Annotated in this window: 22 protein-coding genes; 12 read left to right on the top strand and 10 right to left on the bottom strand. The window is 68.5% G+C overall.

Annotation, left to right across the window (positions count from 1 at the left end):
* Positions 1-32 precede the first annotated feature (32 nt).
* The 3 genes from AC1RTO_RS10190 to AC1RTO_RS10180 form a co-directional block, all read right to left on the bottom strand.
* Positions 33-1,298, bottom strand: coding sequence for a DUF445 domain-containing protein (locus AC1RTO_RS10190; RefSeq protein WP_493160755.1), 1,266 nt, complete (start codon positions 1,296-1,298; stop codon positions 33-35).
* 177 nt (positions 1,299-1,475) lie between these two features.
* On the bottom strand, positions 1,476-4,703 hold the full coding sequence (locus AC1RTO_RS10185) for an efflux RND transporter permease subunit (RefSeq protein ID WP_493160754.1): 3,228 nt from the start codon (positions 4,701-4,703) through the stop codon (positions 1,476-1,478).
* Between the two features lies 1 nt (position 4,704).
* A complete protein-coding gene (locus tag AC1RTO_RS10180) occupies positions 4,705-5,880 on the bottom strand; it encodes an efflux RND transporter periplasmic adaptor subunit (protein WP_493160753.1) in 1,176 nt (391 codons plus the stop codon).
* Between the two features lie 211 nt (positions 5,881-6,091).
* Between AC1RTO_RS10180 and AC1RTO_RS10175 the strand changes: the two genes are divergently transcribed.
* A complete protein-coding gene (locus tag AC1RTO_RS10175) occupies positions 6,092-6,814 on the top strand; it encodes an SIMPL domain-containing protein (RefSeq protein ID WP_493160752.1) in 723 nt (240 codons plus the stop codon).
* 75 nt (positions 6,815-6,889) lie between these two features.
* Here the strand turns inward: AC1RTO_RS10175 and AC1RTO_RS10170 are convergent, their stop codons facing one another.
* The 3 genes from AC1RTO_RS10170 to AC1RTO_RS10160 form a co-directional block, all read right to left on the bottom strand.
* Complete coding sequence (locus tag AC1RTO_RS10170) at positions 6,890-7,147, bottom strand: GlsB/YeaQ/YmgE family stress response membrane protein (protein WP_163957784.1); 258 nt, start codon at positions 7,145-7,147, stop codon at positions 6,890-6,892.
* Positions 7,148-7,252: 105 nt separating this feature from the next.
* On the bottom strand, positions 7,253-7,552 hold the full coding sequence (sciP, locus tag AC1RTO_RS10165) for a CtrA inhibitor SciP (RefSeq protein ID WP_140872437.1): 300 nt from the start codon (positions 7,550-7,552) through the stop codon (positions 7,253-7,255).
* 103 nt (positions 7,553-7,655) lie between these two features.
* Positions 7,656-7,931, bottom strand: coding sequence for a hypothetical protein (locus AC1RTO_RS10160; protein WP_493160751.1), 276 nt, complete (start codon positions 7,929-7,931; stop codon positions 7,656-7,658).
* Positions 7,932-8,067: 136 nt separating this feature from the next.
* On the opposite strand from AC1RTO_RS10160, the gene mnmA reads away from it, so the two are divergent.
* Together mnmA and AC1RTO_RS10150 are read left to right on the top strand one after the other, a co-directional pair.
* Entirely contained in the window at positions 8,068-9,180 is a 1,113-nt protein-coding gene (gene mnmA, locus AC1RTO_RS10155; RefSeq protein WP_493160750.1) for a tRNA 2-thiouridine(34) synthase MnmA, read from the top strand.
* Entirely contained in the window at positions 9,177-9,431 is a 255-nt protein-coding gene (locus AC1RTO_RS10150; protein ID WP_493160749.1) for a UvrB/UvrC motif-containing protein, read from the top strand. Before mnmA ends, AC1RTO_RS10150 begins: the two co-directional genes overlap by 4 nt.
* 160 nt (positions 9,432-9,591) lie before the next feature.
* On the opposite strand, the gene AC1RTO_RS10145 is transcribed toward AC1RTO_RS10150, so the two are convergent.
* Genes AC1RTO_RS10145 through pdxH form a run of 3 tightly spaced genes read right to left on the bottom strand, consistent with a single transcriptional unit; the run spans position 9,592 to position 11,933 of the window.
* Complete coding sequence (locus tag AC1RTO_RS10145; protein ID WP_493160748.1) at positions 9,592-10,386, bottom strand: PhzF family phenazine biosynthesis protein; 795 nt, start codon at positions 10,384-10,386, stop codon at positions 9,592-9,594.
* Between the two features lie 24 nt (positions 10,387-10,410).
* A complete protein-coding gene (locus AC1RTO_RS10140; RefSeq protein ID WP_493160747.1) occupies positions 10,411-11,358 on the bottom strand; it encodes a cation diffusion facilitator family transporter in 948 nt (315 codons plus the stop codon).
* Positions 11,355-11,933 (bottom strand): pyridoxamine 5'-phosphate oxidase, encoded by a 579-nt coding sequence (gene pdxH / locus AC1RTO_RS10135; RefSeq protein ID WP_493160746.1) that lies wholly within the window; start codon positions 11,931-11,933, stop codon positions 11,355-11,357. Before pdxH ends, AC1RTO_RS10140 begins: the two co-directional genes overlap by 4 nt.
* A gap of 115 nt (positions 11,934-12,048) precedes the next feature.
* Here pdxH and ku point away from each other — a divergent pair, with 115 nt between their 5' ends.
* The 4 genes from ku to AC1RTO_RS10115 all read left to right on the top strand — a co-directional run bounded on the left by ku (position 12,049) and on the right by AC1RTO_RS10115 (position 18,918).
* Positions 12,049-12,912, top strand: a complete 864-nt coding sequence (gene ku / locus AC1RTO_RS10130) for a non-homologous end joining protein Ku (RefSeq protein WP_493160745.1) — start codon at positions 12,049-12,051, stop codon at positions 12,910-12,912.
* A gap of 39 nt (positions 12,913-12,951) precedes the next feature.
* Positions 12,952-15,438, top strand: a complete 2,487-nt coding sequence (ligD, locus tag AC1RTO_RS10125; protein ID WP_493160744.1) for a DNA ligase D — start codon at positions 12,952-12,954, stop codon at positions 15,436-15,438.
* Between the two features lie 112 nt (positions 15,439-15,550).
* A complete protein-coding gene (locus AC1RTO_RS10120) occupies positions 15,551-18,025 on the top strand; it encodes a circularly permuted type 2 ATP-grasp protein (protein ID WP_493160743.1) in 2,475 nt (824 codons plus the stop codon).
* Positions 18,026-18,033: 8 nt separating this feature from the next.
* Positions 18,034-18,918: a transglutaminase family protein gene (locus AC1RTO_RS10115; protein ID WP_294138433.1), complete on the top strand. Its 885-nt coding sequence runs from the start codon at positions 18,034-18,036 to the stop codon at positions 18,916-18,918.
* Between the two features lie 52 nt (positions 18,919-18,970).
* Here AC1RTO_RS10115 and AC1RTO_RS10110 read toward each other — a convergent pair whose 3' ends face one another.
* On the bottom strand, positions 18,971-19,231 hold the full coding sequence (locus AC1RTO_RS10110) for a hypothetical protein (RefSeq protein WP_493160742.1): 261 nt from the start codon (positions 19,229-19,231) through the stop codon (positions 18,971-18,973).
* A 98-nt stretch (positions 19,232-19,329) separates the two neighbouring features.
* Between AC1RTO_RS10110 and AC1RTO_RS10105 the strand changes: the two genes are divergently transcribed.
* From AC1RTO_RS10105 to aroC, 5 genes are read left to right on the top strand one after another with little or no spacing between them, the layout of a single operon-like run.
* Entirely contained in the window at positions 19,330-20,271 is a 942-nt protein-coding gene (locus AC1RTO_RS10105) for a DnaJ C-terminal domain-containing protein (RefSeq protein ID WP_493160741.1), read from the top strand.
* An 8-nt stretch (positions 20,272-20,279) separates the two neighbouring features.
* Entirely contained in the window at positions 20,280-21,230 is a 951-nt protein-coding gene (locus tag AC1RTO_RS10100) for a YihY/virulence factor BrkB family protein (protein WP_493160740.1), read from the top strand.
* Positions 21,227-22,030 carry an enoyl-ACP reductase FabI gene (fabI, locus tag AC1RTO_RS10095; protein ID WP_493160739.1) on the top strand — a complete coding sequence of 268 codons (804 nt, stop codon included), beginning with the start codon at positions 21,227-21,229 and terminating at the stop codon, positions 22,028-22,030. The genes AC1RTO_RS10100 and fabI overlap by 4 nt, the downstream gene beginning before the upstream one ends.
* Positions 22,027-22,554, top strand: coding sequence for a GNAT family N-acetyltransferase (locus AC1RTO_RS10090; protein ID WP_493160738.1), 528 nt, complete (start codon positions 22,027-22,029; stop codon positions 22,552-22,554). Before fabI ends, AC1RTO_RS10090 begins: the two co-directional genes overlap by 4 nt.
* Entirely contained in the window at positions 22,551-23,621 is a 1,071-nt protein-coding gene (gene aroC / locus AC1RTO_RS10085) for a chorismate synthase (RefSeq protein WP_493160737.1), read from the top strand. Before AC1RTO_RS10090 ends, aroC begins: the two co-directional genes overlap by 4 nt.
* The last annotated feature ends 54 nt before the right edge of the window (positions 23,622-23,675 follow it).

Genomic DNA, 23,675 nt, shown 5'->3' with positions numbered 1-23,675 from the left:
CGCGACGGTCCGATTCTCCGCCGTCCGTCGCATCATAACAGGACGTCCACCGTATGGATGACGAGGCCGACGAGCCCGCCGACCAGCGTGCCGTTGATGCGGATATACTGCAGGTCGCGGCCGACGGCATTCTCCAGCCGCGAGGTGATGGTGCGCGCATCCCAACCGCGGACCGTCTCCGACACCAGCCGGACGATGCCGTCGCCATAGTCCGCCGCCACGCCGACGATCGCGCGGCGGACGAAGCGGTTGATCGTCCGTGCGAGGCGCGGGTCCTGCGTCAGCGTGCCGCCGAGCTGGCGCAGCATATCGCCCAATTGCCCGGCCATCGCGCCTTCGGGATCGCGCGCGATCGTGAGCAGTGCGGCGCGCGCCGATTCCCACAGGCCATCAAGCCAGCGCTGCATCGCCGGATTCGCGATCAGTTCGACCTTCATCGCCTCGACCCGCGCGCGGGTGGCGGAATCGAATTGCAGGTCCCAGGCGAGGCGATCGAGCCCCTCCTCCGCCTTCAGCCGCAGCGGGTGCTGCGGATCGTCGGCCATGTCGGCGATCAGCTTGTCGAGTCCGGCGATCAGCTTGTCCGCCACCGTCTCGTCGAGCCCGGTCCAGCGCAGGATCGACCCCGCGCGGTCGTGGACCATCTGGCGGATCAGATGTTCGTTGGCGGACAGCGCCTTGGCGCCCCAGCGGATCGCGCCGTCGAGCAGCGGTGCGTGGCGCTGCTCGGCGAGCGCGGCCTGCATCACCCGGCCGAGGATCGGCGAGACGTCCGTCTCGCGCAGCCGCGCGGCGATGCCCGCCTTGACCATGCCGCCGAGCCGCTGCGGATCGAGGCCGTCGAGCACCTGCGCGACCAGCTTCGAGGCGCCCTGACGGAAGCGCCCCCCTGCCCCCTCGGCCGGATCGGTCAGCCAGCGCGCGATCGCGCTGGCGACGTCGACGCGGCGCATGCGGCGGCTGATGACGGCGGGCTGGAGGAAGTTGGTACGCAGGAATTGCGCAAGCGTGTCGCCGATCCGGTCCTTGTTGCGCGGCACGATCGCGGTGTGCGGGATCGGCAGGCCAAGCGGATGGCGGAACAGCGCGGTCACCGCGAACCAGTCGGCGAGGCCGCCGACCATCGCCGCCTCGCTGAACGCCTGGACGAAGCCGACCCAGGGATAGAATGGCGCAAAATGGCGGCTGGCGAGAAACACCGCCGCCATCGCGAGCAACAGGCCGCCGGCGATCAGCCGCATCCGCACGAGGGCGGGCGGGGCCGCCTCGGTGGCGTTGCTGCGGGGAATGGGGGTCATCGGTGAAACAATCCCCGAACGGCGGGAATGTTCAAGTGGGGATCGGTGAGAGAACGCCTCACGTCGCGATCGTCATTCCGGCGCAGGCGGGAATCCAGAGACGCGCGCGTTGCGCCTATGGATACCCGCCTGCGGGGAGGACAATATTGGAGGGACCGGAATATCCCCGACACCCCGTCATTCCGCCGGCTGTTCGCCCTCGTGGCCGAGGCGGCCGGCGGGGACCGGGCCGATCGTCGGGGTGTGCGGGCCGGCGATGCCGACCACGGTGCTGCCGTCGTCCCCGGGGCGATAGGTGAGCAGGCGCCGGCCGAGCCGCGGCCCGACGTAGCGTTCGATCCCGACCGCGAGGCTGAACGCCGCGGGGACGATCACCAGCGTCAGCAGCGTCGACAGGATCAGGCCGCCGATCACGACAATGCCCATCGGCGCGCGCCACGACCCGTCGCCGCCGAGCGACAGCGCAGTCGGGATCATGCCGGCGACCATAGCGACGGTGGTCATCACGATCGGCTGCGCACGCTTGTGACCGGCATCGATGATCGCGGTGAGCGAATCGACGCCCTTGTTCATTTCCTCCAGCGCGAAGTCGATCAGCAGGATCGAATTCTTCGCGACGATACCGAGTAGCATCAGCAGGCCGATGAATACCGGCAACGACAGCGGATTGCCCGTCGCCCACAGCGCGATCAACCCGCCCAGCGGCGCGAGCAGCAGCGAGGCCATGTTGACGAACGGCGGCAGCGCGCGGCGGTAGAGCAGCACCAGCACCGCGAAGACGAGGAACGTGCCGGAGACGACCGCGACGACGAAATTGGTCAGCATCTCCTGCTGCCATTTCGCCTGCCCCAGCGTCAGCCGGTTCACGCCGAGCGGCAGGTTCTTCATGATCGGCAGATTGTCGATCTGCTTCTGCGCGATGCCGGAGACGATGCCGGGCGCCAGATCGGCGCCGACCGCGATGCGGCGCTGCTGATTGACGCGGTCGATCTGCGTCGGGCCGGAACCGAGGCTGATGTCGGCGATCAGCGACAGCGGCACCGAACCGCCGGACTGCGTCGCGACCGGCAGGTTCTGGATCGTCGACAATTCGGTCCGCGCGCCCTGGTCGAGCGCGACGCGGATCGGCACCTGACGGTCGGAGAGCGAGAAGCGCGCCGAATTCTGGTCGATGTCGCCCAGCGTCGCGATGCGGATCGCGCTGGACAGCGCCTGCGTCGTCACGCCGAGGTTGGCGGCGAGGTCGAAGCGCGGACGGATGACGATCTCGGGCCGCTGGAGGTTGCCCGAGATGCGCGGCTGGCTGAGCGTCGGCAGCGTCGCCATCTGGTCGACCAGCGTGCTCGCGGTCTTCTGCAACAGGTCGGGATCGTCGCCGCCGAGCACGATCGTCATGTCGCGACCCGACGAACCCCAGCCGAACTGCGACCGGAAGCCGACGCGGGCATCGGCGATCCGGGCAAGTTCGGGCGCGAGGTTGCGTTCGAACTCGGTGCTGGTGACCTTGCGGTCGTCGCGCAGCGTCGCGGTGACGCGACCGGTGTTGACGCCCTGCCCGCCGCCGGTGCGGGCATAGACCGACGACACCTCGGGTTGGCGACGCAGCAGGTCGGCGACGCGGGTGACGACCGCATCGGTCTGGGCCAGCGTGGTGCCGGGGACCATCTCGATCGTCGCGGTCGAATCGTCGTTGTTCTGCGGCGGCTGGAACTGCATCGGCACCGCGCCGAACATCAGGATGGTGGCGACGAAGGTCAGAACGCCAAGGCCCATGATCCAGACGCGGTGATCCCGCCAGCGGCTGGTGACGCGGTGATAACCGCCGCGCGCCGCGCTCGCCTTCTGCTTCGCGCTGTCCAGCGTCCAGCGCAGCACCGCCATATAGGCGTCCATCGCGCGGCCCTCGCCGTGGCTGGCGTGGCCGAAGCTCTTGAGGAAATAGGCCGCGATCATCGGCGTGATGAGCCGCGCTACGGCGAGGCTCATCAGCACCGACACGACGACGGTGAGACCGAAGTTCTGGAAATACTGGCCCGAGATGCCGGGCATCAGGCTGACCGGCATGAACACCGCGACGATCGACATGGTGGTGGCGAGCACGGCGAGGCCGATCTCATCCGCCGCGTCGATCGAGGCCTGATAGGCGGATTTGCCCATCCGCATGTGCCGGACGATATTCTCGATCTCGACGATCGCGTCGTCGACCAGCACGCCGGCGACGAGGCTGAGGCCGAGCAACGTCATCTGGTTGAGGTTGAAGCCGAGCAGTTCCATGAACCAGAAGGTCGGGATCGCGGACAGCGGGATCGCCAGCGCCGAGATCAGCGTCGCGCGCCAGTCGCGCAGGAACAGCAGCACGACGAGCACCGCGAGCACCGCACCCTCGATCATCGCGTGGATCGCCGATTCATACTGCGCCTCGGTGTATTTGACGCTGTTCGAGCGGAGCACGAAATGGACGCCCGGATTGCGCTTCTCCAGCGCCTCCAGCTTCTTGACCGCGTCGTTGAAGACGCTGACGTCGGAAGCGCCCTTGGCGCGCTGAAAGTCGAAGCTGATCGCCTGACGGCCGTCGACCGCGGCGCGGCTGCGCTGTTCGGCGTAGAGGTCGCGGACCGTGGCGATGTCGCCGAGCCGGACCGTGCGGCCGCCGCCGACGTTGATAAGCGTCTGGGCCAGCTGGTTGGCGTTCCGGGCGTTGCCGAGCACGCGCACCGACTGCTCGGAGCCGGCGATCTCGGCACGGCCACCCGCCGCATTGAGATTGATCTGGCGCAGCTGCTGGTTGACCTGACTCGCGGTCAGCCCTTGGCTTTGCAGCTTGAGCGGATCGAGGATGACGCGGATCTCGCGGCTGACGCCGCCGTTGCGGTTGACCGCGGCCATGCCGGAAACCGACAGCAATTCCTTGGCGACGGTATTGTCGATGTACCAGCTGAGCTGTTCGACGGTCATGTCGCTGGCGATCGCCGAATAGCTGGCGAGATCCTGATCGGTCGTGTCGGCGCGGAATATCTGCGGTTCGAGGATGCCTTCGGGCAGGTCGCTGCGGATCTGCGCGATCTTGTCGCGGGTGTCGTTGACGGCGCGGTCGATCGGCGTGCCGATGGCGAGCTGGACGACGGTGGTCGACGAGCCCTCGGTGACGGTCGAGGTGATCTCGTCGATGCCCTGCAGCGAGCGGACCGCGGATTCGACGCGGTTGGTGACCTGATTCTCCAGCTCGGTCGGCGCGGCGCCGGGCTGGCTGATGACGACGATGACGACCGGGAAATCGATGTCCGGATCGTTGTTGACGTCCATCCGCATGAAGCTGACTATGCCCGCCAGCGTCAGCGCGAAGAACAGGACGAGCGGCGGAACCGGGTTGCGGATCGCCCAGGCGGAGATGTTGCGAAAGCTCATGTCAGCTCGCCTTCTGTGCGATCGGCTTCACCTTCTGCCCCGGCGCGAGGAACCCGCCCGCCGAGCGGACGACGCGTTCGGTGCCGTCGAGGCCGGACAGCACGGTGACGCCTGCATCGGAAACCTGGCCGATCCGGATGTTGCGGCGCGCGACCTTGTCGTCCTTGTCGATGATATAGACGAAGCTGCCCTTTTCGTCGCTTTGCAACGCGCTGTCGGGGAGCAGCGGCGCGACCGCGGCACCGCCGACGATCGTCGCCGAGGCGAAGCCGCCGGGCCGCAGCGCGGGATCGTAGCGGAGCGCGACGCGGGCAATGCCCTGGCGCGTTTGCGGATCGATGATCGGCGACACCTGCCACACCTCGCCCGTGAAGGTGCGGTCGCTGCCGACCGGCGTCACCTGCGCGCGCGCGCCGGTGTGCAGCGAAGCGAGATCGGCCTCGGACAGCTGCGCGCGCATCTCGATCTGGCCGCCCTGCGCCATGCGGAACAGCACGCCCGAGCCCGAGCTGACGATCTGGCCCGGTTCGGCGCCGCGGGTGAGGACGAGGCCGGCGGCAGGCGCGCGGATGTCGAGCCGGCCGGTGCGGGCATTGGCCTCGCGCAGCGACGCGGCGGCGACCTGCACGCGCGCGGCGGCGGCATCGCGGGTCGCGGCCTTGCGCTGCAGGTCTGCCTTGGAGATGAAGCCGCGGTCGACCAGTTGCTGGGCGCGGTCGAGCTCGGCCTGCGCGATCGTCTGGTCGGAACGGGCGACGTTGACCTGTGCGGCGAGCGACTGCGCGGTCTGCGTCTGCACCGACCGGTCGACGGTGGCGAGCACCTGTCCCGCGTTCACCCACTGGCCGGGTTCGACCAGCACGCGGGTGATCATCCCGCCCTCGCCCGCGACGCCGACCGGCATCTCGCGCCGCGCCGCCAGCGTGCCGGTCGCCGACAGCGTGCGGTCGACGGTCTTGCGGCCGGGGACGACGACGGTGACGCTGGGCATCTGTTCGGTCTTGGCACCGGCGGCGGGATCGGCCTTCTTGCGGCCGAACATCGCCCAGGCGGCGACCGCCAGCAACGCGACGACGACCAGCGCGATGACGATCGTGCGGCCGCGGCCCGACGGCGCGGGTTCGCCCGGCAATGCCAGCCGTTCCTCGTGCCCGATCGAACCCTGATAGTCGTTCATGCCTGTCCCATCCCCGTCCGGCCACCCGCGGCCATCGCATATCGCAGCTGTGTTATCTGAATATATCACTGCGCTCAAGCCCCCGCTGGCGCAGCGGCTGCCGCCATGCCCGAAACCGGTATCGTCCGCAACGATTCCGGCCGTTCAGCAACGGTTGACCCGGGCGCTGTCATGACACGCGGATCGCAACGACGCGACGGGAGAATCTCGAGTGAAGTATCTGACAGCATTGGCAGCGGTAATGATTCCCGCCGGCGCCCTGGCGCAGGCGGTGCCGACCACGGTCGAGCCGCTGGTGCCGGCGCAGGGGACGGTGCTGGACGTCAGTGCCGAAGGGCGGACGACGCGCGTGCCGGACGTGGCGACGATCCGCGCCGGGGTGGTGTCGCAGGCGCCGACCGCCGCCGCCGCGCTTGCCGACAATGCACAGCGGATGACGCGGGTGATCGCGGCACTGAAGCGCGCCGGCGTCACCGCGCGCGACCTCGCCACGTCCAACGTCGGGCTGAGCCCGCAATATCGCTACACCGAGGGGCAGGCGCCGGCGATCACCGGCTATCAGGCGACCAACACGGTCAGCATCCGCTTCCGCGAGGTCGCGAAGGCCGGCGGCGTGCTCGACGCGCTGGTGACGCAGGGCGCGAACCAGATCGACGGCCCCAACCTGTCGATCGACAAGCCCGAGGCGGCGCTGGACGAGGCGCGCACCGATGCGGTGACGAAGGCGCGGGCGCGCGCCGACCTCTTTGCCGCGGCGGCAGGGCTGAAGGTGGCGCGGGTGATCTCGATCGCCGAAACCGGGCAGGACGCCGGTTCGCCGGGGCCGCAGCCGATGTTCATGGCGCGCGCGATGGCCTCGGATGCCAAGACCGAGATCGCACCGGGCGAGAAGGACGTGACCGTCACCCTCTCGGTCCGGTTCCTCCTGCAATAACGACGCACACGAAAAAGACCGCCCGGTTGCCCGGGCGGCCTTTCTGCGTTCGCGTGACGAAGCGAAAGCGCGTGCTTAGCGGACGCTGCCGCGACGCACGAGGTTGACGATCGCCAGCAGGATCACCGCACCGAGCAGCGATACCAGGAACGACGTCACGTTGAGCGGCGCGTTGTTGATCGAGCCGCCCGAGATCACCAGGCCACCGATGAACGCGCCAACGATGCCGACGACGATGTTCAGGAAGATGCCCTGCTGCGCATCGGTGCGCATGATGATGCTAGCCAGCCAGCCGATGACACCGCCGATGATAAGCCAAAGAATGATACCCATAAATCCCTCCGTTTACGCCCGGCGTGGGCTCTGGCGGAAAGACTCACGAGGCGGGATAAATGTTCCGCACGCGTTTCGTTTTGCGACGTACCGTGTTCGCGCCCCTCAATATTTCTGCTGGCGCTCGTAGAGCGACTTGTAATGCTGGATACGGGTAACCCGCAGCCCGGGCATGCCCGACCGGTCGATCGCGCGCTGCCAGCCGGCGAATTCCTCGACCGTCAGGCCGTAGCGCGCGCAGACCTCGTCCACCGTCAGCAGTCCGCCGTTGACCGCCGCCACGACCTCCGCCTTGCGGCGCACCACCCAGCGCGTCGTCGACGGCGGCGGCAGCGAATCCAGGGTCAGCGATTCGCCCAGGGGACCGATGACTTTGGCTGGGCGGATTTTCTGGTTCTCGATCATGTTACAACCTCGATCGGGGCGGGGGCCCCCTCTCAAAACGCGATACTGTTGCCTTAGTGGGCGGTCTTGAAGATCGCCTGAAACGCCACGGTAAACGACCTGTTCACTCTTGTGGCGCCGGGACTGGCGGGGGTGGATCGCCGGTCCGCCGGCCATCCACGCGCCAGTGCGCCAGCGATGCCGCCGTCGGGCCGTTGAAGGCACCGTCGAGCGGTTGCAGCAAGCGGGACGGATGGCCGATCCGGCCGAACCGTGCCTGGGCGACGGCGGTCGGAGACGCCGTCTGCCGTGCTGCGATCCCGACCATGAGCACCGCCAGGTCGCCCGGAAGCTGGGTGACTTCCGTATTCCTGTCGAAGCCGGGGAAGCTGAGATCCAACGCTGATACACTCGTGTTACTCGTTCGGGAGTAGCGGCTTACGGGACAGGCGATGAAGGCGGGGTAAAGCCCGTGAAAAGATTATGTGAACCTTCCTTACTTTGCGGTTCCCGGCGGGAGGGGGTATGGGGCCGCTATGGACGATACGGACTTCCAGCTGCCCGGCGATCCCGCCGCGAGGCGGATCGTGGTGGCGATGTCGGGCGGCGTCGACAGTTCGGTGGTGGCCGCGCTGGCGGCGCGGACCGGGGCCGAGACGATCGGCGTGACGCTGCAATTGTACGATCATGGCGAGGCGACCGGCCGCGCGGGCAGCTGCTGCGCAGGGCGCGACATCCGCGACGCGCGCGCGGTCTGCGACCGGCTAGGGATCGCGCATTACGTGTTCGATCACGAGACGCGGTTCCGGGAGATGGTGGTCGACACCTTCGCCGACGAATATCTCGCCGGACGCACGCCGATCCCCTGCGTCCAGTGCAACACCGGGCCGAAGTTCACCGACCTGCTCAGCCTGGCCCGCGACCTCGGCGCCGATTGTCTCGCGACCGGCCATTACGTGCAGCGGGTGATCGGACCGGCGGGCGCGGAACTGCATCGCGGTGCCGATCCGGCGCGCGACCAAAGTTATTTCCTGTTCGCGACGACGCAGGCGCAGGTGGACTATCTCCGCTTCCCGCTCGGCGGCCTGCCCAAGGCGCGGGTACGCGAGATCGCCGCGGAGATGGGCCTCGCCGTCGCGGGCAAGCCCGACAGCCAGGACATCTGCTTCGTCCCCGATGGCGATTATGCCGGGCTGGTGCGCAAGCTGCGCCCGGAGGCGGACACCGCGGGCGATATCGTCGACCTGTCCGGCGCCAAGCTCGGCACGCATCGCGGGATCATCCACTTCACCGTCGGCCAGCGCCGCGGGCTGGAGATCGGCGGCACGCCCGAGCCGTTGTACGTGGTGCGTGTCGACGCGGCGGCGCGGCAGGTCGTGGTCGGCCCGCGCGCGGCGCTGGCGGTGGGTACGGCGCGGATCACCGGGCTCAACTGGATCGGCGGCGACCATACCGGGCCGATCACCGCCAAGGTGCGCTCGATGGCGAAGCCAGTGCCGGCGCGACTGGACGGCGACCGCCTGCTGTTCGACGCGCCCGAATATGGCGTCGCGCCCGGCCAGGCGGCGGTGCTCTACGCCGGCAGCCGCGTGCTCGGCGGCGGCTGGATCGCGGAGACGGAGGCGGCGGCAATCGCCGAGGCGGCATGACCGTCTCGATCGAGGCACTGCGGCTGGAGATGGAAGCCGCCGCCGCGGCACTCGATTTCGAAACCGCTGGACGGCTGCGCGACCGCATCAGCCTGTTGCGCAGCGGCGGCGCGGACGTCGATCCGTCGGGGCTGGAACGACAGCGGCCGGGCGCGATGGGTCTGGGCACCAGCCAGTCGCGCGTGGTCCCGCCGGAGGGCTGGGTGAAACCGGCGAAGCCCGATCCAATGACCAAACGCCGCGGGCGTTAGGCGGCGGGCGGAATGCCCCGCGCCCAACCTTCATTCATCATTCCCGCGCAGGCGGGGGGCCAGACACGTTAGCCTCTGCGATCTCACCGCGACCATCACCGCTATGGATCCCCGCCCGCGCCGGGATGACGGCGGCGGGGCGAGGCGAGCGTCACCCCCCTTATGGCAGCAGGAACGTCCCCTCGATCACGGTCACGCACGCGCCGCCCAGAATGACGCGGTCGCCCTCCAGCGCGCAGGTCAGCAGGCCGCCGCGCTTGCTCGCCTGGAAGGCGGTGAAGCGGTCGGTGCCGAGCTTCTCCGCCCAATAGGGCACCATCACCGCATGCGCCGATCCGGTGACCGGGTCTTCGGGAATGTCGAAATAGGCGGTGAAGACGCGGCTGACGATATCGGTCTGCGCGCCCCGCGCCGCGACGATCGCCACGATCGGTCCTTCGGCGGCAAGCGCGCGGTCGTCCGGACGGGCGGCGCGTACCGCAGCCTCGTCGGCAACGACGACCAACACATAGCCCTTGTCGTGCCACAGCGTTTCGACCGGCTCGACCCCCAGCGCAGCGACGATCGCGTCGAGCGGCCTCGGCGACGGCCCCCAGGCGGGCAGCGCCATGCGATAGCGGTCGCCCTCGCGCGTCACCTCGAGCACGCCAGCCTGCCGCGTGCGGAAGCGCACCGTCGTGCGATCCTCGTCTGACGACAGCACGAAATGGCCACTCGCCAGCGTCGCATGGCCGCACAGCGCGACCTCGGCGGCGGGGGTGAACCAGCGCAGCTCGAAATCCGCGTCATCGGTGTCGGACGGCACGATGAAGGCGGTTTCGCTGAGGTTGTTCTCGGAGGCGATGTTCTGCAGCACCGCATCGTCGAGCCACCCCGACAGCGGCATCACCGCCGCCGGATTGCCGCCAAAGGCGCTTTCCGCGAACGCGTCGATCTGGGCGAAGGGAATTCTCACGACATCGTTCCTTACAATCGTTCCTTACAGGCGCTTTCCGAACCAATGGGGGGTGACGTCCGCCTCGACCAGCGGATTGTCGGTGTCGACATGCCCCTCGGGATCGAGGTGGATCAGAACCTCGACCTTGGGGAAGGTCTGGCGCAGGTTGCGCTCCACCCCCTCGACGATGTCGTGCGCCGCGCCGACCGTCAGGTTGCGATCGACCTCCATGTGGAATTGCGCGAAATCGTGGCTGCCCGAGCGGCGCGTGCGGAAATCGTGGATGCCCTTGAGGCCGGGCTGACGCGCGGCGACGTCGAGGAAGGCGGCCCGCTGGTCCTCCGGCCATTCCTTGTCCATCAGCTGGTCGATCGCGTTGGACGAGGCCTGGAACGCACCCCATGCCAGCCACAGCGCGATGACGATGCCGAGGATCGGGTCCGCCTTGTGCCAGCCGAGATACTGGTCGAGCACGAGCGCGACGATGACCGAACCGTTGAGGAGGACGTCGGACTGGTAATGTACGTTGTCCGCCATGATCGCGACCGATCCGGTCTGGCGGATGATCTGGCGCTGGTACCAGAGCAGCACGACGGTCGCGGCGATCGCGACGATCGACACGGTGATGCCGAATTCCGCATCCGCGGTCGGGCCGTTCTCGCCCAGTGCGGTGATCGCGCGCCACGCGATCGCGCCCGCCGACGCGGTGATGAGCGCGACCTGGAACAGCGCCGCCAGCGCCTCCGCCTTGCCGTGGCCGAAGCGGTGGTCGTGGTCGGCGGGCGTCGCGGCAAGGCGGACGCCGTACAGGGTGACGAGGCTGGCGAGCAGGTCGAGCGCGGTATCGGCGAGGCTGCCGAGCATCGCGACCGATCCGGTCTGCCACGCGGCGAACCCCTTCAGCGCGAGCAGGAAGCACGCCATCGCCACGCTGGCGAGCGCGGCGCGCGTCGCCAGCGGCAGGAAACGGCGCTGTTCGTCGCGGGTCATGGGAACAGCAGTCCCTCGCTCCAATCGTCGCCCGAGCGGGTGAAGACGCGGCGTTCGTGCAGGCGATGCGCGCGGTCCTGCCAGAATTCGATGACCCGCGGCGTGACGCGATAACCACCCCAATGCGGCGGGCGCGGCACGTCGCCATCGGCGAACCGGTCGGTCACTTCGGCGAAGCGCGCCTCGAACGTCGCGCGGTCTGCAAGCGGGCGCGACTGGTCGGATGCCCAGGCGCCCAGCTGCGAATCGCGTCCGCGGCTGGCGAAATAGGCGTCGGATTCGGCGTCGGTGGCGAGGCTGACCGGCCCCTCGATCCGGATCTGCCGGCGCAGCGATTTCCAGTGGAACAGCAGCGCCGCCTTCGGCACCGCGGCGAGGTCCGCCGCCTTGCGCCCCTCGCGATTGGTGTAGAAGACGAACCCGTCCCGACCATGGCCCTTCAGCAGCACCATGCGCACCGACGGCTGTCCCGCCGCATCGACGGTGGCGAGCGCCATGGCGTTGGGATCGTTCGGTTCGCTGTCACGCGCCTCGGCATACCAGCGGTCGAACAGTGCGAAGGGATCGTCGGCCATCCGCGCCCTTTAGCGCATGTTCGCGATCGGGGGAACGCACACCCGCGTCGACGCACCGGAACGAGTCTTTCCCCCATGAATTGAATCGCTTCCGCAACGGAAAGAACCACGCCCCATGCCCGCACGTGCCTATTGGCAAGGACAGATCCGGCTCGCCCTCGTGTCGATCCCGGTCGAAATCTATGCCGCGACCAAGAGCGGGGCGTCGGTGGCGTTCAAGCAGATCCACGAACCGACCGGCAAGCCGATCCATTACGAAAAGATCGTCACCGGCGTCGGCCCGGTCGATACCGACGAGATCATGAAGGGCTATGAGGTGTCGAAGGGCGAATTCGTGCTGCTCGAGCAGGACGAGATCGACGCGGTGAAGCTGGAATCGAAGAAGACGCTGGAGCTGACCCATTTCGTCGACGCGCATGAGATCGACGTGCTCTATTACGAAAAGCCCTATTTTGTCGTGCCGGCAGACGATCTGGCCGAAGAGGCGTTCATCGTGCTGCGCGAGGCGCTGCGCCGAACCAAGAAGGTCGGGCTGGGGCAATTGGCGATGCGGGGGCGCGAATATGTCGTCAGCCTGAAGCCGTGCGGGCGCGGCATGGTGCTGGAAACCCTGCGCTATGCCGACGAGGTCAACAAGGCCCAGGGCTATTTCCGGGAGATCCCCGACCAGAAGCCCGACGCTGACCTGCTCGACCTTGCCGAGGCGCTGATAGACAAGAAGACCGCGACCTTCGATCCGGACGAATTCCACGATCGCTACGTCGATGCGCTGAAAGACCTCGTCGAGCGCAAGCGCAAGGCGAAGGGCCGCAAGATCGTCGAGGACAAGGACGAGGGCGCTGCTAAATCCGGCGGCAACGTCGTCGACCTGATGGCGGCGCTGAAGAAGTCGATGGAGAAATCCGGCGCGGCGACGGAGAAGAAGCCGCCGGCGAAGAAGGCCGCGCCGAAAAAGGCACCGGCGAAAAAGCGTGCTTGATCCCCTTCCCGCTCCCCTCCCTTCCAAGGAGGGGAGGACATGACCGATCCGCTCGAACGCTATAACGCCAAGCGGGACTTCACGAGGACCGCGGAACCCGCCGGCACGCTGGAGCCCGGTCACGGCAACAGCTTCATGGTGCAGAAGCATGACGCGACGCGCCTGCACTGGGACCTGCGACTGGAGGTGGACGGCGTTCTGAAAAGCTGGGCGGTGACGCGCGGGCCGAGCCTCGACCCCGACCAGAAGCGCCTCGCGGTCCGCACCGAGGACCATCCCCTGTCCTATGCGACGTTCGAGGGGACGATCCCCGCCAGCGAATATGGCGGCGGCACCGTGATGCTGTGGGACCGCGGAACATGGTCGCCGATCGCAGGCAAATCGGCGAAGGACCTCGACAAGGGGCACCTGCACTTCACGCTGGATGGCGAGCGGATGAAGGGCGAATGGCTGCTCATCCGCCTGAAACCGCGCGCGAAGGAAAAGCGCGAGAACTGGCTGCTGCGCAAGATCGACGATGCCTTCACGGGCGGGACGGACGTGCTGGTCGAGGAGGCGCTGACCAGCGTATCCACCGGCCGGACGATGGCGGAGATCGCCGACGGGAAACCCGTGAAATCCTCCTCGCCACGGCGACGGGGACCGGCACGGCCGGTGGAGGGGGCGGGCCGCAAACCTACCGCCGCCAAGAACCGGGCTTCCCGTACCGCCAAAACGCTGCCCGCGTTTCGCGAACCGCAGCTCTGCACGCTGGTCGACAGCGTGCCCGCCGGCACCGGCTGGCTGCACGAGGTGAAGTATGACGGCTATCGCGCCATGATCGCGATCGGTGGCGGACGGGCGAAGGTCTATACCCGCAGCGGCCTCGACTGGACCGACAAATTCGCCGCGATCGCCGAGGCCGCCGCCGCTTTGCCGGTGACGTCGGCGCTGATTGATGGCGAGATCGTCGCCTTCCAGGACGGACGGCCCGATTTCTCGACGCTGAAGACCGCGATCGCCGATGGCGGCGCGATGACGCTATTTGCGTTCGACCTGCTCGAACAAGACGGCGAGGACCTGACCGGCCTTTCCACTGTCGAGCGCAAGGAGCGGCTACGCGCCATCGTCGCCAACGGCGAGCGCCTGCAGTTCGCCGAGCACGTCCTCGGCGCCGGCGAGGAATTGTTCGCGACCATGTGCCGCGAGGGGTTGGAGGGCGTCGTGTCCAAGCGCGCCGATGCGCCCTATGTCGGCGCCCGCAACCGGGCGTGGCTGAAGGCCAAATGCATCCAGCGGCAGGAATTCGTCATCGTCGGCTGGACGCCGTCGGACAAGAAGCGGGGCTTCAAATCGCTGCTGCTCGGGCTGCGCGAAGGCGACGGCTTCCGCTACGCCGGCAAGGTCGGCACCGGCTTCAACCAACAGCTGATGGACGATCTGTCGGCACAGATGGCGAAGCTATCGGTCGCGAAACCGTCGGTCGACGCGGCGAGCCTGAAAACCCACAAGGTCGCGTTGCGCGGCGCCCGCTGGATCAGGCCCGACCTCGTCGCCGAGATCGCCTTTGCCGAGGTGACGCCCGACCGGGTGCTGCGCCATGCGAGCTTCCTCGGCCTGCGCGCCGACAAGACGGCGGATCAGGTCGTGGCCGAGATCGCCGAGCCCGCCCCCGCCGCGCCGCAGGTCCATGTGACGGTCAGCAGCCGCGACCGGCTGGTGTTCCCGGACAGCGACGTCACCAAGGGCGAGCTTGCCGATTATTATGCGCAGCTGGCGCCGATCCTGCTGCCCTGGGCGGGGCGGCGGCCGATCAGCCTCGTGCGCTGCCCGCAGGGGCGTGCGAAGGCGTGCTTCTTCCAGAGGCATGACGCGGGCAGCTTCGGCGACCACGTCCACCATGTCGACGTGCGCGAGAAGGACGGGTCGGTCGAACCCTATCTCTACGTCGACGACGCCGACGGCCTCGTCGCCTGCGTCCAGATGGGGACAATCGAGTTCCACGGTTGGGGATCCACGATCGACGCGCTGGAACGGCCCGACCGGCTGGTCATCGATCTCGACCCCGACGAGGCGCTCGACTTCGCCGACACGAAGCGCGCGGCGGAGCATGTCAGCGCGCAGCTCGGCGAACTGGGGCTGGTGAGCTTTCCGCTGCTGTCTGGCGGCAAGGGCGTGCACGTCGTCGTGCCGCTTACCCCGCAGGCGGAATGGCCGGCGGTGAAGGATTTCGCCGACCGGTTCGCGCGGGCGCTCGCCGGGGCGGAACCCGACCGGTTCGTCGCGGTGATGACCAAGGCGAAGCGCAAGGGCCGGATCTTCATCGATTACCTCCGCAACCAGCGCGGCAGCACCGCGATCATGCCCTATTCGGCCCGCGCGCGGGCCGGCGCACCGGTGGCGGCGCCGGTGTCGTGGACGGAGCTGCGCGACATCGACACCGCCGCGCGCTGGGGCGTCCGCGATGCCGCGGAACTGCTGGACCGCGCGACCTCGCGTGCGCTCGCCGGCTGGGGCGTGGCGGACCAGGTGCTGCCGGACCTCTGACCCGGCGGGACGACGCCCCACCGTTCGCGTCACATATCTGTGTTTTATGTTGCCTCGCAGCAGGCAACCCGACACGGTGCGCGCGGACTTCATGGGGTGAACCGCTCAAGCGATGGCGACGCAGGCTGCGCCCTTATTCGACGCGAACACGCATGCCGCGCGCTGGATCGCGGATTATTGCGCGCGGACCACCGCAGGCGACGTGCTGTGCGGCAGCGACGATCCCGCCTGGGCGGCGATGTTCGAGGAACTGGCGACGGTCGCCTCCGACGACCTCGATCACGTCCGCGAACGCGTCCGTCGCCACGCCGCCGACATCGGCATGGGCTTTCGCATCATCGGCGAGGCGGACGAGCGGCCTTGGCCGGTCAGCCCCGTCCCGCTGCTGATCGACGCGCAGGAATGGGCGCAGATCAGCCGCGGCGTCGTCCAGCGCGCCGAGCTGATGGAAAGCGTGATCGCCGACCTCTACGGCCCCGGCCGGCTGGTCGAGCGCGGGCTGATCCCCGCCGCATTGGTCACCGGCAGCCCCTATTTCCTGCGGCCGATAATCGGGCTGGAGCCGCCCGGCGGCAAGCATCTGCACTTCATCGCGATCGACCTCGGCCGCGGGCCGACCGGCGAATGGCGCGTGCTCGCCGATCACCTGCGCGCGCCCGCCGGCGCCGGCTATGCGCTGGAGAACCGGCTGGCGGTCAGCCGCACCCTCGGCGGGCTGCAGGCGCGGATCAACGTCCAGCGCCACGCCCCCTTCTTCGCCGCCTTCCGCGCCGGGATCGCCGCGATGTGCCGCCGCACCGACCCGCGCATCGGCCTGCTGACGCCGGGACGGTTCAACCCCAGCTATCCCGAACAGGCGCATCTGGCGCGCTACCTCGGCCTGCTGCTGGTCGAGGGCGCCGACCTCGCCGCGCTGGAAAACCAGCTCTACGTCCGCACCATCGGCGGGCTGAAGCGCGTCGATGCGCTGTGGCGGCGCGTCGATCCGCGCATGCTCGACCCGCTGGCGTTCGATTCGCATTCGCAGATCGGCGTGCCGGGGCTGATCGATGCCTATGCCGCGGGCAACGTCGTGCTGTCGAACGCGCCGGGTGCGGGCGTGCTGGAGGCGCCGGCGTTCGGTGCCTTCCTGCCGCAGCTGGCGACGCGGCTGCTCGGCGAAAGCCTGCACCTGCCCAATATCGCGACCTGGTGGTGCGGCCAGCCGTCGGAGCTCGCGCATGTCGAGGAGGACCTCGACCGCATGCTGATCGGATCGGCGTTCGGCCCGGTCCCGCTCGGCCTGCCCGGCGGGCGGACGGTGCATGGCGGAGAACTCGACGCCGGCCAGCGTGCCGCGCTGCGCGCCGACATGATGCGCCGGCCGCAGGATTATGTCGGGCAGGAGATCGTGCGCCTGTCGACGATGCCGGTGGTGATCGAGGATGCCCTCGTCCCCCGCCCCTTCACGCTGCGCGTCTTCGCGGCACGCGATGCGAGCGGCGGCTGGACCGTGCTGCCCGGCGGCTTCGCGCGGATCGGCGAGGATACCGATCCGCGCGCGAGCGTGCTCGGCGAGGGCACCTGGTCGGCCGACGTCTGCATCCACGGCGCCGACACGGTCGAGCCGGTGTCGCTGCTGCCCGCCCCCGATTCGCACCACGTCCGCCGCAATCCCGGCACCTTGCCGAGCCGCGTCGCCGACAATTTCTACTGGCTCGGCCGCTATCTGGAGCGCGGCGAGGCGCTGCTCGCGGCGATCCGCGTCATGCTTGGCAATTCGATCGACGCGGACGGCGGCGCGGCGCTGTCGGCGGCGACGGTGGGGAAGCTGGTCGGCCTGATCGCCGGCGGCGGATCGGCGGCGCATCCGCTGTCGCTCAAGCGCGGCGACCTCACCGCCTTCGCGCGGCAGGCGATGGAGGACGAGGCGTGGCATTCGGTCGCCACGATCAACCGGCTGGCGCGCGGCATCGGCGAGGGTTCGCGCGACCGGCTGTCGGCGGACATGGTGCGGCTGCTCGAGGCGCCCTTCCCCACTCATCGCGGCATGCTCGACCGCGCCGGTTCGCTGCAGCGCCGCTATGTCGCGATCGCCGGCCTGTCGGCGGAGCATATGGGGCGGACCGCGGCGTGGCGGTTCCACGACCTAGGCCGCCGGATCGAACGCGCGATGGCGATGACGCGGGCGCTGCGCCTGTTCGGCATGCCGGGCGCGACCGCGGACGACCTGTCGACGCTGCTCGACCTCGCCGACAGCCAGATCAGCTATCGCCAGCGCTATCTGACGGGGATCGCGCGCGTGCCGGTGGTCGACCTCGTCGCGCTCGATCCGGGCAATCCGCGCAGCCTCGCCTATCAGGCGGAGCGAATCGGCGAGCGGCTGCGCGACCTGCCGGTGCTGAGCGACGACGGCATGCCCGAACCGCAGCAGGCCCACGGCCGCGCGCTGGTGGCGGCGCTGTCGATGACCACCGCGGCGACGCTCGACCCCGATACGCTCGGCGACCTCGAACGGCGGCTGGCGCAATTGTCGGAAGCCGTCGCGCGGCGATACTTCCTGCAGGGCGCCGAACCGCTGCGCGCCGGGGGGCTGACGTTAGCGTGATCGGCGAGATGCTCTACGATATCCGGCACATCACCCGGTTCGACTATGGCGGCAACGTCAAGTTCGCACGCTGCAACCTGCGGCTGAAGCCGATCGACTGGCCCGGGCAGGTGCTGGAGGATTATGCGCTGACCGTCGAACCGGTCGGCCGCACCAGCGCTGGCCGGGCCGAGGCAGGGCTCGCCAACGTCACCCGGCTGGTGATCGACACGCCGGTGCGCAGCCTGACGATCGAGAGCCGCTCGCGGATGCGCGTCGACCGGCTGGTGCCGGTGCCGGACGCCAGCGACCCGACGCTCGGCGAGGTCGCGGCGATGGCGCGCGCCAGCCGCGACCTGTCGGCGGCGAGTCCCGCCAATTACCTGTTCCCCTCGCCGCTGATCCCGCTGGATCACGGCATCGCCGCCTATTGCGCCGCCGACCTCGATCCGCAGCGCGGCGCGCTGGAGGCGGGAATCGCGCTGGCCCGCCGCATCCAGGACGATTTCACCTTCGACGCCACCGCCACCCTGGTCGACACGCCGCCGCACGAGGCGTTCCTGAAGCGCAAGGGCGTATGCCAGGACTTCGCGCAGATCATGATTACCGGCCTGCGCGCCGCCGGCCTGCCCGCCGCCTATGCGAGCGGCTATATCCGTACCATCCCGCCCGAGGGGCAGCCACGGCTTGTCGGTGCGGATGCGACGCACGCCTGGGTGCTGCTCTGGTGCGGGCCGGTGAAGGGCTGGGTCGGACTCGATCCGACCAACGGCATCTGGATGGCGGGCGACCATATCGTGATGGCGGTCGGCCGCGACTATGCGGAGATCGCCCCGGTCGACGGCGTCGTGCTGGGATCGCAGGCGCAGAACATGGCGGTAAGCGTCGATGTGGCGCCGCTGGTCGACGCATAAAGCAGCCGCCCTGCGCCTGCCCTCCCTCGACGGGAAGGGTGAGGACGAACGCTTATTTCGTCACGGCATTCCCGTTGCCGACCTCCTCGTCCGTATCGCCGTCACCCGGGCCGGAATATGCGACATGGCTCTGTCCGCCATGGCCCAGAAAGCCGCCGCCGACATCGTCCTGCTTGCCCTTGCCCGTGTGAGGATTGGGATAGGCGCCGCCGCTGCTTTCGCCGCCACCCTGCTTGGCCGGCGCGTCGCCGACGCCGTCCTTCGCGCCGTCGTGGTCCGTACTCATCGCCTGCATCGGTTGCTTGTCGGTCATGATCGCATCTCCTCGTGCCGGTCCAAACGATCCACGGCATGATTGCGTTGCGCGCCGCCCTCCCCCACATAGGCGCCTAATACACCAATGGGGAACCAATGGCCGATCCATATCAGACCTTGGGCGTTGCCCGCGGCGCGTCCGAGGCGGACATCAAGAAAGCGTATCGCAAGCTGGCCAAAGAGCTGCATCCCGATCGCAACAAGGACAATCCCAAGGCGTCGGAGCGCTTCAGCCAGGTCACCAACGCCTATGACCTGCTGACCGACAAGGACAAGCGCGCGCGCTTCGACCGCGGCGAGATCGACGGCGACGGCAACCCCGCCTCGCCGTTCGGCCATGGCGGCGGCGCCCGGCCGGGCAGCGGCGGTCGCGCCGGCGGGCCGGGCGGCGGGTTCAGCAGCGCCGGCTATGAATTCGGCGGTGGCGAAGCCGACATGAGCGACATCTTCGAAGGGCTGTTCGGCGGCCAAAGCCGCGGCGGCGGCTTCGCCAGCGGCTTCGGCCGGCGGGCGCAACCGAAGGGCGGCAATGTCACCTATCGCCTGCAGGTGCCGTTCGTCGATGCGGCGACCTTGAGCCCGCAGCGCGTGACGCTCGGCGACGGCAAGACGATCGACCTCAAGCTGCCCGCCGGGGTCGAGACCGGCACGCAGATGAAGCTCACCGGCAAGGGCGAACAGGGACCGGGCGGCGCGGGCGACGCGATCGTCTCGATCGAGGTGCAGGGCCACCGCTTCTTCACCCGCGACGGCGACGACGTGCGGCTCGATCTGCCGATCACGCTGGGCGAGGCGGTGGCGGGCGGCGCGGTGCGCGTGCCGACCGTCGACAAGGCGGTGATGCTGACCATCCCCAAGGGGACGACCTCGGGCAAGACGCTGCGCCTCAAGGGCAAGGGCTTTCACAAGAAGGACGGCAGCCGCGGCGACCAGCTGGTGACGCTGGTGATCGACGTGCCGGCCGACGATGCCGCGCTGCAACGGTTCGTGGTGGAGTGGAGCGACACGCGGAACCCACGGGCGGCGATGGGCGTCTGACCGCCTACGTGACCGATACGACAGCCCTTACGCCCGAAGACCGTGCCCACCAGCGCCACGGTGCCCGCCATCAGCTCGCCAAGCTCAAGCCGGGACCGGCCGCGCTGGAGGTGACGAAGCGCGCCGCGCTTGGCGTGTTCAACGACGGCTTCATTCATGCCGGCAACCTCGCCTATCTGGCGCTGATGACGGTGTTCCCGTTCTTCATCACCGCCGCGGCGGTGCTGTCGCTGCTGGGACAGAGCGAGGAGACGCAGCGCGCCGTCGCCTCGTTCCTCCACGTCCTGCCGCCCAACGTTGCCGATATTCTGCGCAAGCCGATCGCTGACGTGCTGGTCGCGCGGACGGGATCGCTGCTGTGGCTGGGCGGCCTCGTCGGCCTGTGGACGGTCGGCAGCTTCGTCGAGACGATCCGCGACATCTTCCACCGCGCCTATGGCGTGAAGGCGAGCGTGCCGTTCTGGCGCTCGCGGCTGTCGTCATCGGGCGTCATCATCCTGTCGGTCGTCATCGCGCTGATGAGCTTCCTCGTACAGGGTATCCTGACCGCGGCCGAACAGTTCATCTACCGGCTGGTGCCGTTCGCGGAAGGGATTGCGGGCTGGGTCGGGCTGTCGCGGATCATCCCGGGACTGGTGATGTTCGGCGCGCTCTACCTGCTGTTCTATTCGGTGACGCCTTCCAAATATCGCTACACCGATTGTCCGAAATGGCCGGGTGCGCTGTTCACCGCCGGCTGGTGGATCAGCATGACGGCACTGCTGCCCAAGGTGCTGGCGCAGCTCGGCGGCTACGACCTGACCTACGGCAGTCTGGCAGGTGTGGTGGTGATGCTCCTGTTCTTCTATCTGATCGGGCTGGGACTGGTGTTCGGCGCCCATCTCAACGCGGCACTGGCGGAACCGCCGGAACCGGCGCTACAGGGGAACACGACCAAGATGGAGGCGAAGACGGCGTGACGGGTTTGATGGCGGGCAAGCGCGGGCTTATCATGGGTCTGGCGAACGACAAGTCGCTGGCCTGGGGCATCGCCAAGCAATTGTCCGAACATGGCGCGGAGCTGGCGTTTTCCTATCAGGGCGCGGCGATGGAGAAGCGGGTGCGCCCGCTCGCCGAGCAATTGGGCGTGGCGCGGCTGTTCGATTGCGACGTATCCGACATGGCGGCGCTGGATGCGACCTTCGACGCGCTGGCGGCGGAATGGCCGCGAATCGACTTCGTCGTCCATGCGATCGGCTTTTCCGACAAGTCGCAGCTACGCGGGCGCTATTACGATACGACGCTCGACAATTTCCTGATGACGATGAACATCTCCGCCTATTCGCTGGTCGCGGTGGCGCAGCGTGCGCGACGGCTGATGCCGGAGGGCGGGTCGATCCTGACGCTGACCTATTATGGCGCGGAAAAGGTCATTCCGCATTACAACGTCATGGGAGTCGCCAAGGCGGCGCTGGAGACCAGCGTGAAGTATCTCGCGGTCGATCTCGGCCCCGACAACATCCGCATCAACGCCATCTCCGCCGGCCCGATCCAGACGCTGGCGGCGCGCGGCATCGGCGATTTCAACTATATCCTGAAGTGGAACGAGCTGAACGCGCCGCTGCGCCGCACGGTGACGATCGAGGACGTCGGCGGCGCGGGCCTCTACATGCTCAGCGACCTGTCCAGCGGCGTGACCGGCGAGATTCACCATGTCGACGCCGGATACAATGTCATCGGCATGAAGGCAGAAGACGCCCCGGACATCGCGCTGGCGTGACCGTTGCCGTTCGGCCGGCGCGCGGCGACGACGTCGCGGCCATCGACACGCTGCTGAGGGACTGTTTTCCGGCGCCCGACGAAGCCGTGCTGGTGCGCGATCTGTGCGTGGATGGCGATATGATCCTCGTCCTCGTCGCCGAGGATGAAAGGGACGGGACGCTCGCCGGACTGGTCGCGTTCAGCCGGATGGACGTGACGATCGGCGACAAGGCGGTACCGTCCGCCGCGCTGGCACCGATCGCCGTGGATCGTGCCTGGCGGCGTCAGGGCGTGGCCGAGGCGCTGATCGGGGCCGGTGTCGAACATCTGGAAGCGGCCGGTGTGGTATTGTGCTTCGCGCTCGGGGAGACGGACTTCTACGGCAAATTCGGGTTCGCCGTAGACCTCGCCCATGGGTTCGACTCGCCTTATGCCGGCGACTATTTCATGGCCCTGCCACTGCAGGGTGGCTTGATCCCCTGCGGCGTCCGCGGCAACGCGACGCACGCGGCGGCATTCGCCAGGCTGGGATCCCCATCGTGAGCATCAATTCCTTCGGTCATCTGTTCCGCTTCACCACCTGGGGCGAGAGCCATGGACCGGCGATCGGCGCCGTCGTCGACGGTTGTCCGCCCGGACTCGCGCTGACCGAAGCGGACATCCAGCCATGGCTCGACAAGCGCCGCCCCGGCACGTCGCGCTTCACGACGCAGCGGCGCGAGCCGGATCAGGTCCGCATCCTGTCCGGCGTGTTCGAGGGGCGGACGACGGGGACGCCGATCAGCCTGATGATCGAGAATGTCGACCAGCGATCGAAGGATTATTCCGAAGTCGCGCTCGCCTATCGTCCGGGTCATGCCGATTACGCCTATGACGCCAAATACGGCTTTCGCGACTATCGCGGTGGCGGGCGGTCGTCGGCGCGCGAGACGGCGTCGCGGGTCGCCGCCGGGGCGGTGGCGCGGCGGGTGATCCCGCAGGTGCGCATCCGTGGCTGGGTCGAGGCGATCGGCGGCGACGCCATCGATTATGCTTCATTCGACGATGCGGCGATCGACGACAATCCGTTCTTCTGCCCGGATCGCGCCGCGGCGGCGCGGTGGGAGGTGCTGGTCGACACCGCGCGCAAGGCCGGATCGTCGCTCGGCGCGGTCGTGGCGTGCGAGGCGGTCGGCGTGCCCGCCGGCTGGGGGGCGCCGCTCTACGCCAAGCTGGATGCCGAACTGGCGCATGCCTGTATGGGGATCAACGCGGTGAAGGGCGTCGAGATCGGCGACGGCTTCGCGGCCGCGGCGCTGACCGGCGAAGGCAATGCCGACGCGATGCGCCCCGGTGCCGACGGCCCCGATTTCCTCGCCAATCACGCGGGCGGGATCACCGGCGGCATCGCCACCGGCCAGCCGATCCGGGTACGCGTCGCGTTCAAGCCGACCAGTTCGATCCTGATCCCGGTCGAGACGATCGACCGCAGCGGCAACGCTGCCGACATCGCCACGAAAGGTCGCCACGACCCCTGCGTCGGCATCCGCGGCGTGCCCGTCGTGGAGGCGATGGTGGCGCTCGTTTTGGCCGATCAGGCGTTGCTGCATCGGGGCCAGACGGGGCGCTGATAGTTAATAATGGGAACCCTCTCCTGCCCTACCCGTTGGGGGCGAGCAAGAATT

This window comes from Sphingomonas sp. GW821-FHT10F09, from assembly GCF_058809195.1.
Note: the sequence above shows the minus strand (reverse complement) of the source record. Positions and strands in the feature narration are given on the sequence as shown.

Coding starts and splice junctions, on each gene's coding strand:
- AC1RTO_RS10190 (WP_493160755.1), bottom strand. CDS start 1,298: ATGACCCCCATTCCCCGCAGCAACGCCACCGAGGCGGCCCCGCCCGCC.
- AC1RTO_RS10185 (WP_493160754.1), bottom strand. CDS start 4,703: ATGAGCTTTCGCAACATCTCCGCCTGGGCGATCCGCAACCCGGTTCCG.
- AC1RTO_RS10180 (WP_493160753.1), bottom strand. CDS start 5,880: ATGAACGACTATCAGGGTTCGATCGGGCACGAGGAACGGCTGGCATTG.
- AC1RTO_RS10170 (WP_163957784.1), bottom strand. CDS start 7,147: ATGGGTATCATTCTTTGGCTTATCATCGGCGGTGTCATCGGCTGGCTG.
- sciP (WP_140872437.1), bottom strand. CDS start 7,552: ATGATCGAGAACCAGAAAATCCGCCCAGCCAAAGTCATCGGTCCCCTG.
- mnmA (WP_493160750.1), top strand. CDS start 8,068: ATGGACGATACGGACTTCCAGCTGCCCGGCGATCCCGCCGCGAGGCGG.
- AC1RTO_RS10150 (WP_493160749.1), top strand. CDS start 9,177: ATGACCGTCTCGATCGAGGCACTGCGGCTGGAGATGGAAGCCGCCGCC.
- AC1RTO_RS10140 (WP_493160747.1), bottom strand. CDS start 11,358: ATGACCCGCGACGAACAGCGCCGTTTCCTGCCGCTGGCGACGCGCGCC.
- pdxH (WP_493160746.1), bottom strand. CDS start 11,933: ATGGCCGACGATCCCTTCGCACTGTTCGACCGCTGGTATGCCGAGGCG.
- ku (WP_493160745.1), top strand. CDS start 12,049: ATGCCCGCACGTGCCTATTGGCAAGGACAGATCCGGCTCGCCCTCGTG.
- ligD (WP_493160744.1), top strand. CDS start 12,952: ATGACCGATCCGCTCGAACGCTATAACGCCAAGCGGGACTTCACGAGG.
- AC1RTO_RS10120 (WP_493160743.1), top strand. CDS start 15,551: ATGGCGACGCAGGCTGCGCCCTTATTCGACGCGAACACGCATGCCGCG.
- AC1RTO_RS10115 (WP_294138433.1), top strand. CDS start 18,034: ATGCTCTACGATATCCGGCACATCACCCGGTTCGACTATGGCGGCAAC.
- AC1RTO_RS10110 (WP_493160742.1), bottom strand. CDS start 19,231: ATGACCGACAAGCAACCGATGCAGGCGATGAGTACGGACCACGACGGC.
- AC1RTO_RS10105 (WP_493160741.1), top strand. CDS start 19,330: ATGGCCGATCCATATCAGACCTTGGGCGTTGCCCGCGGCGCGTCCGAG.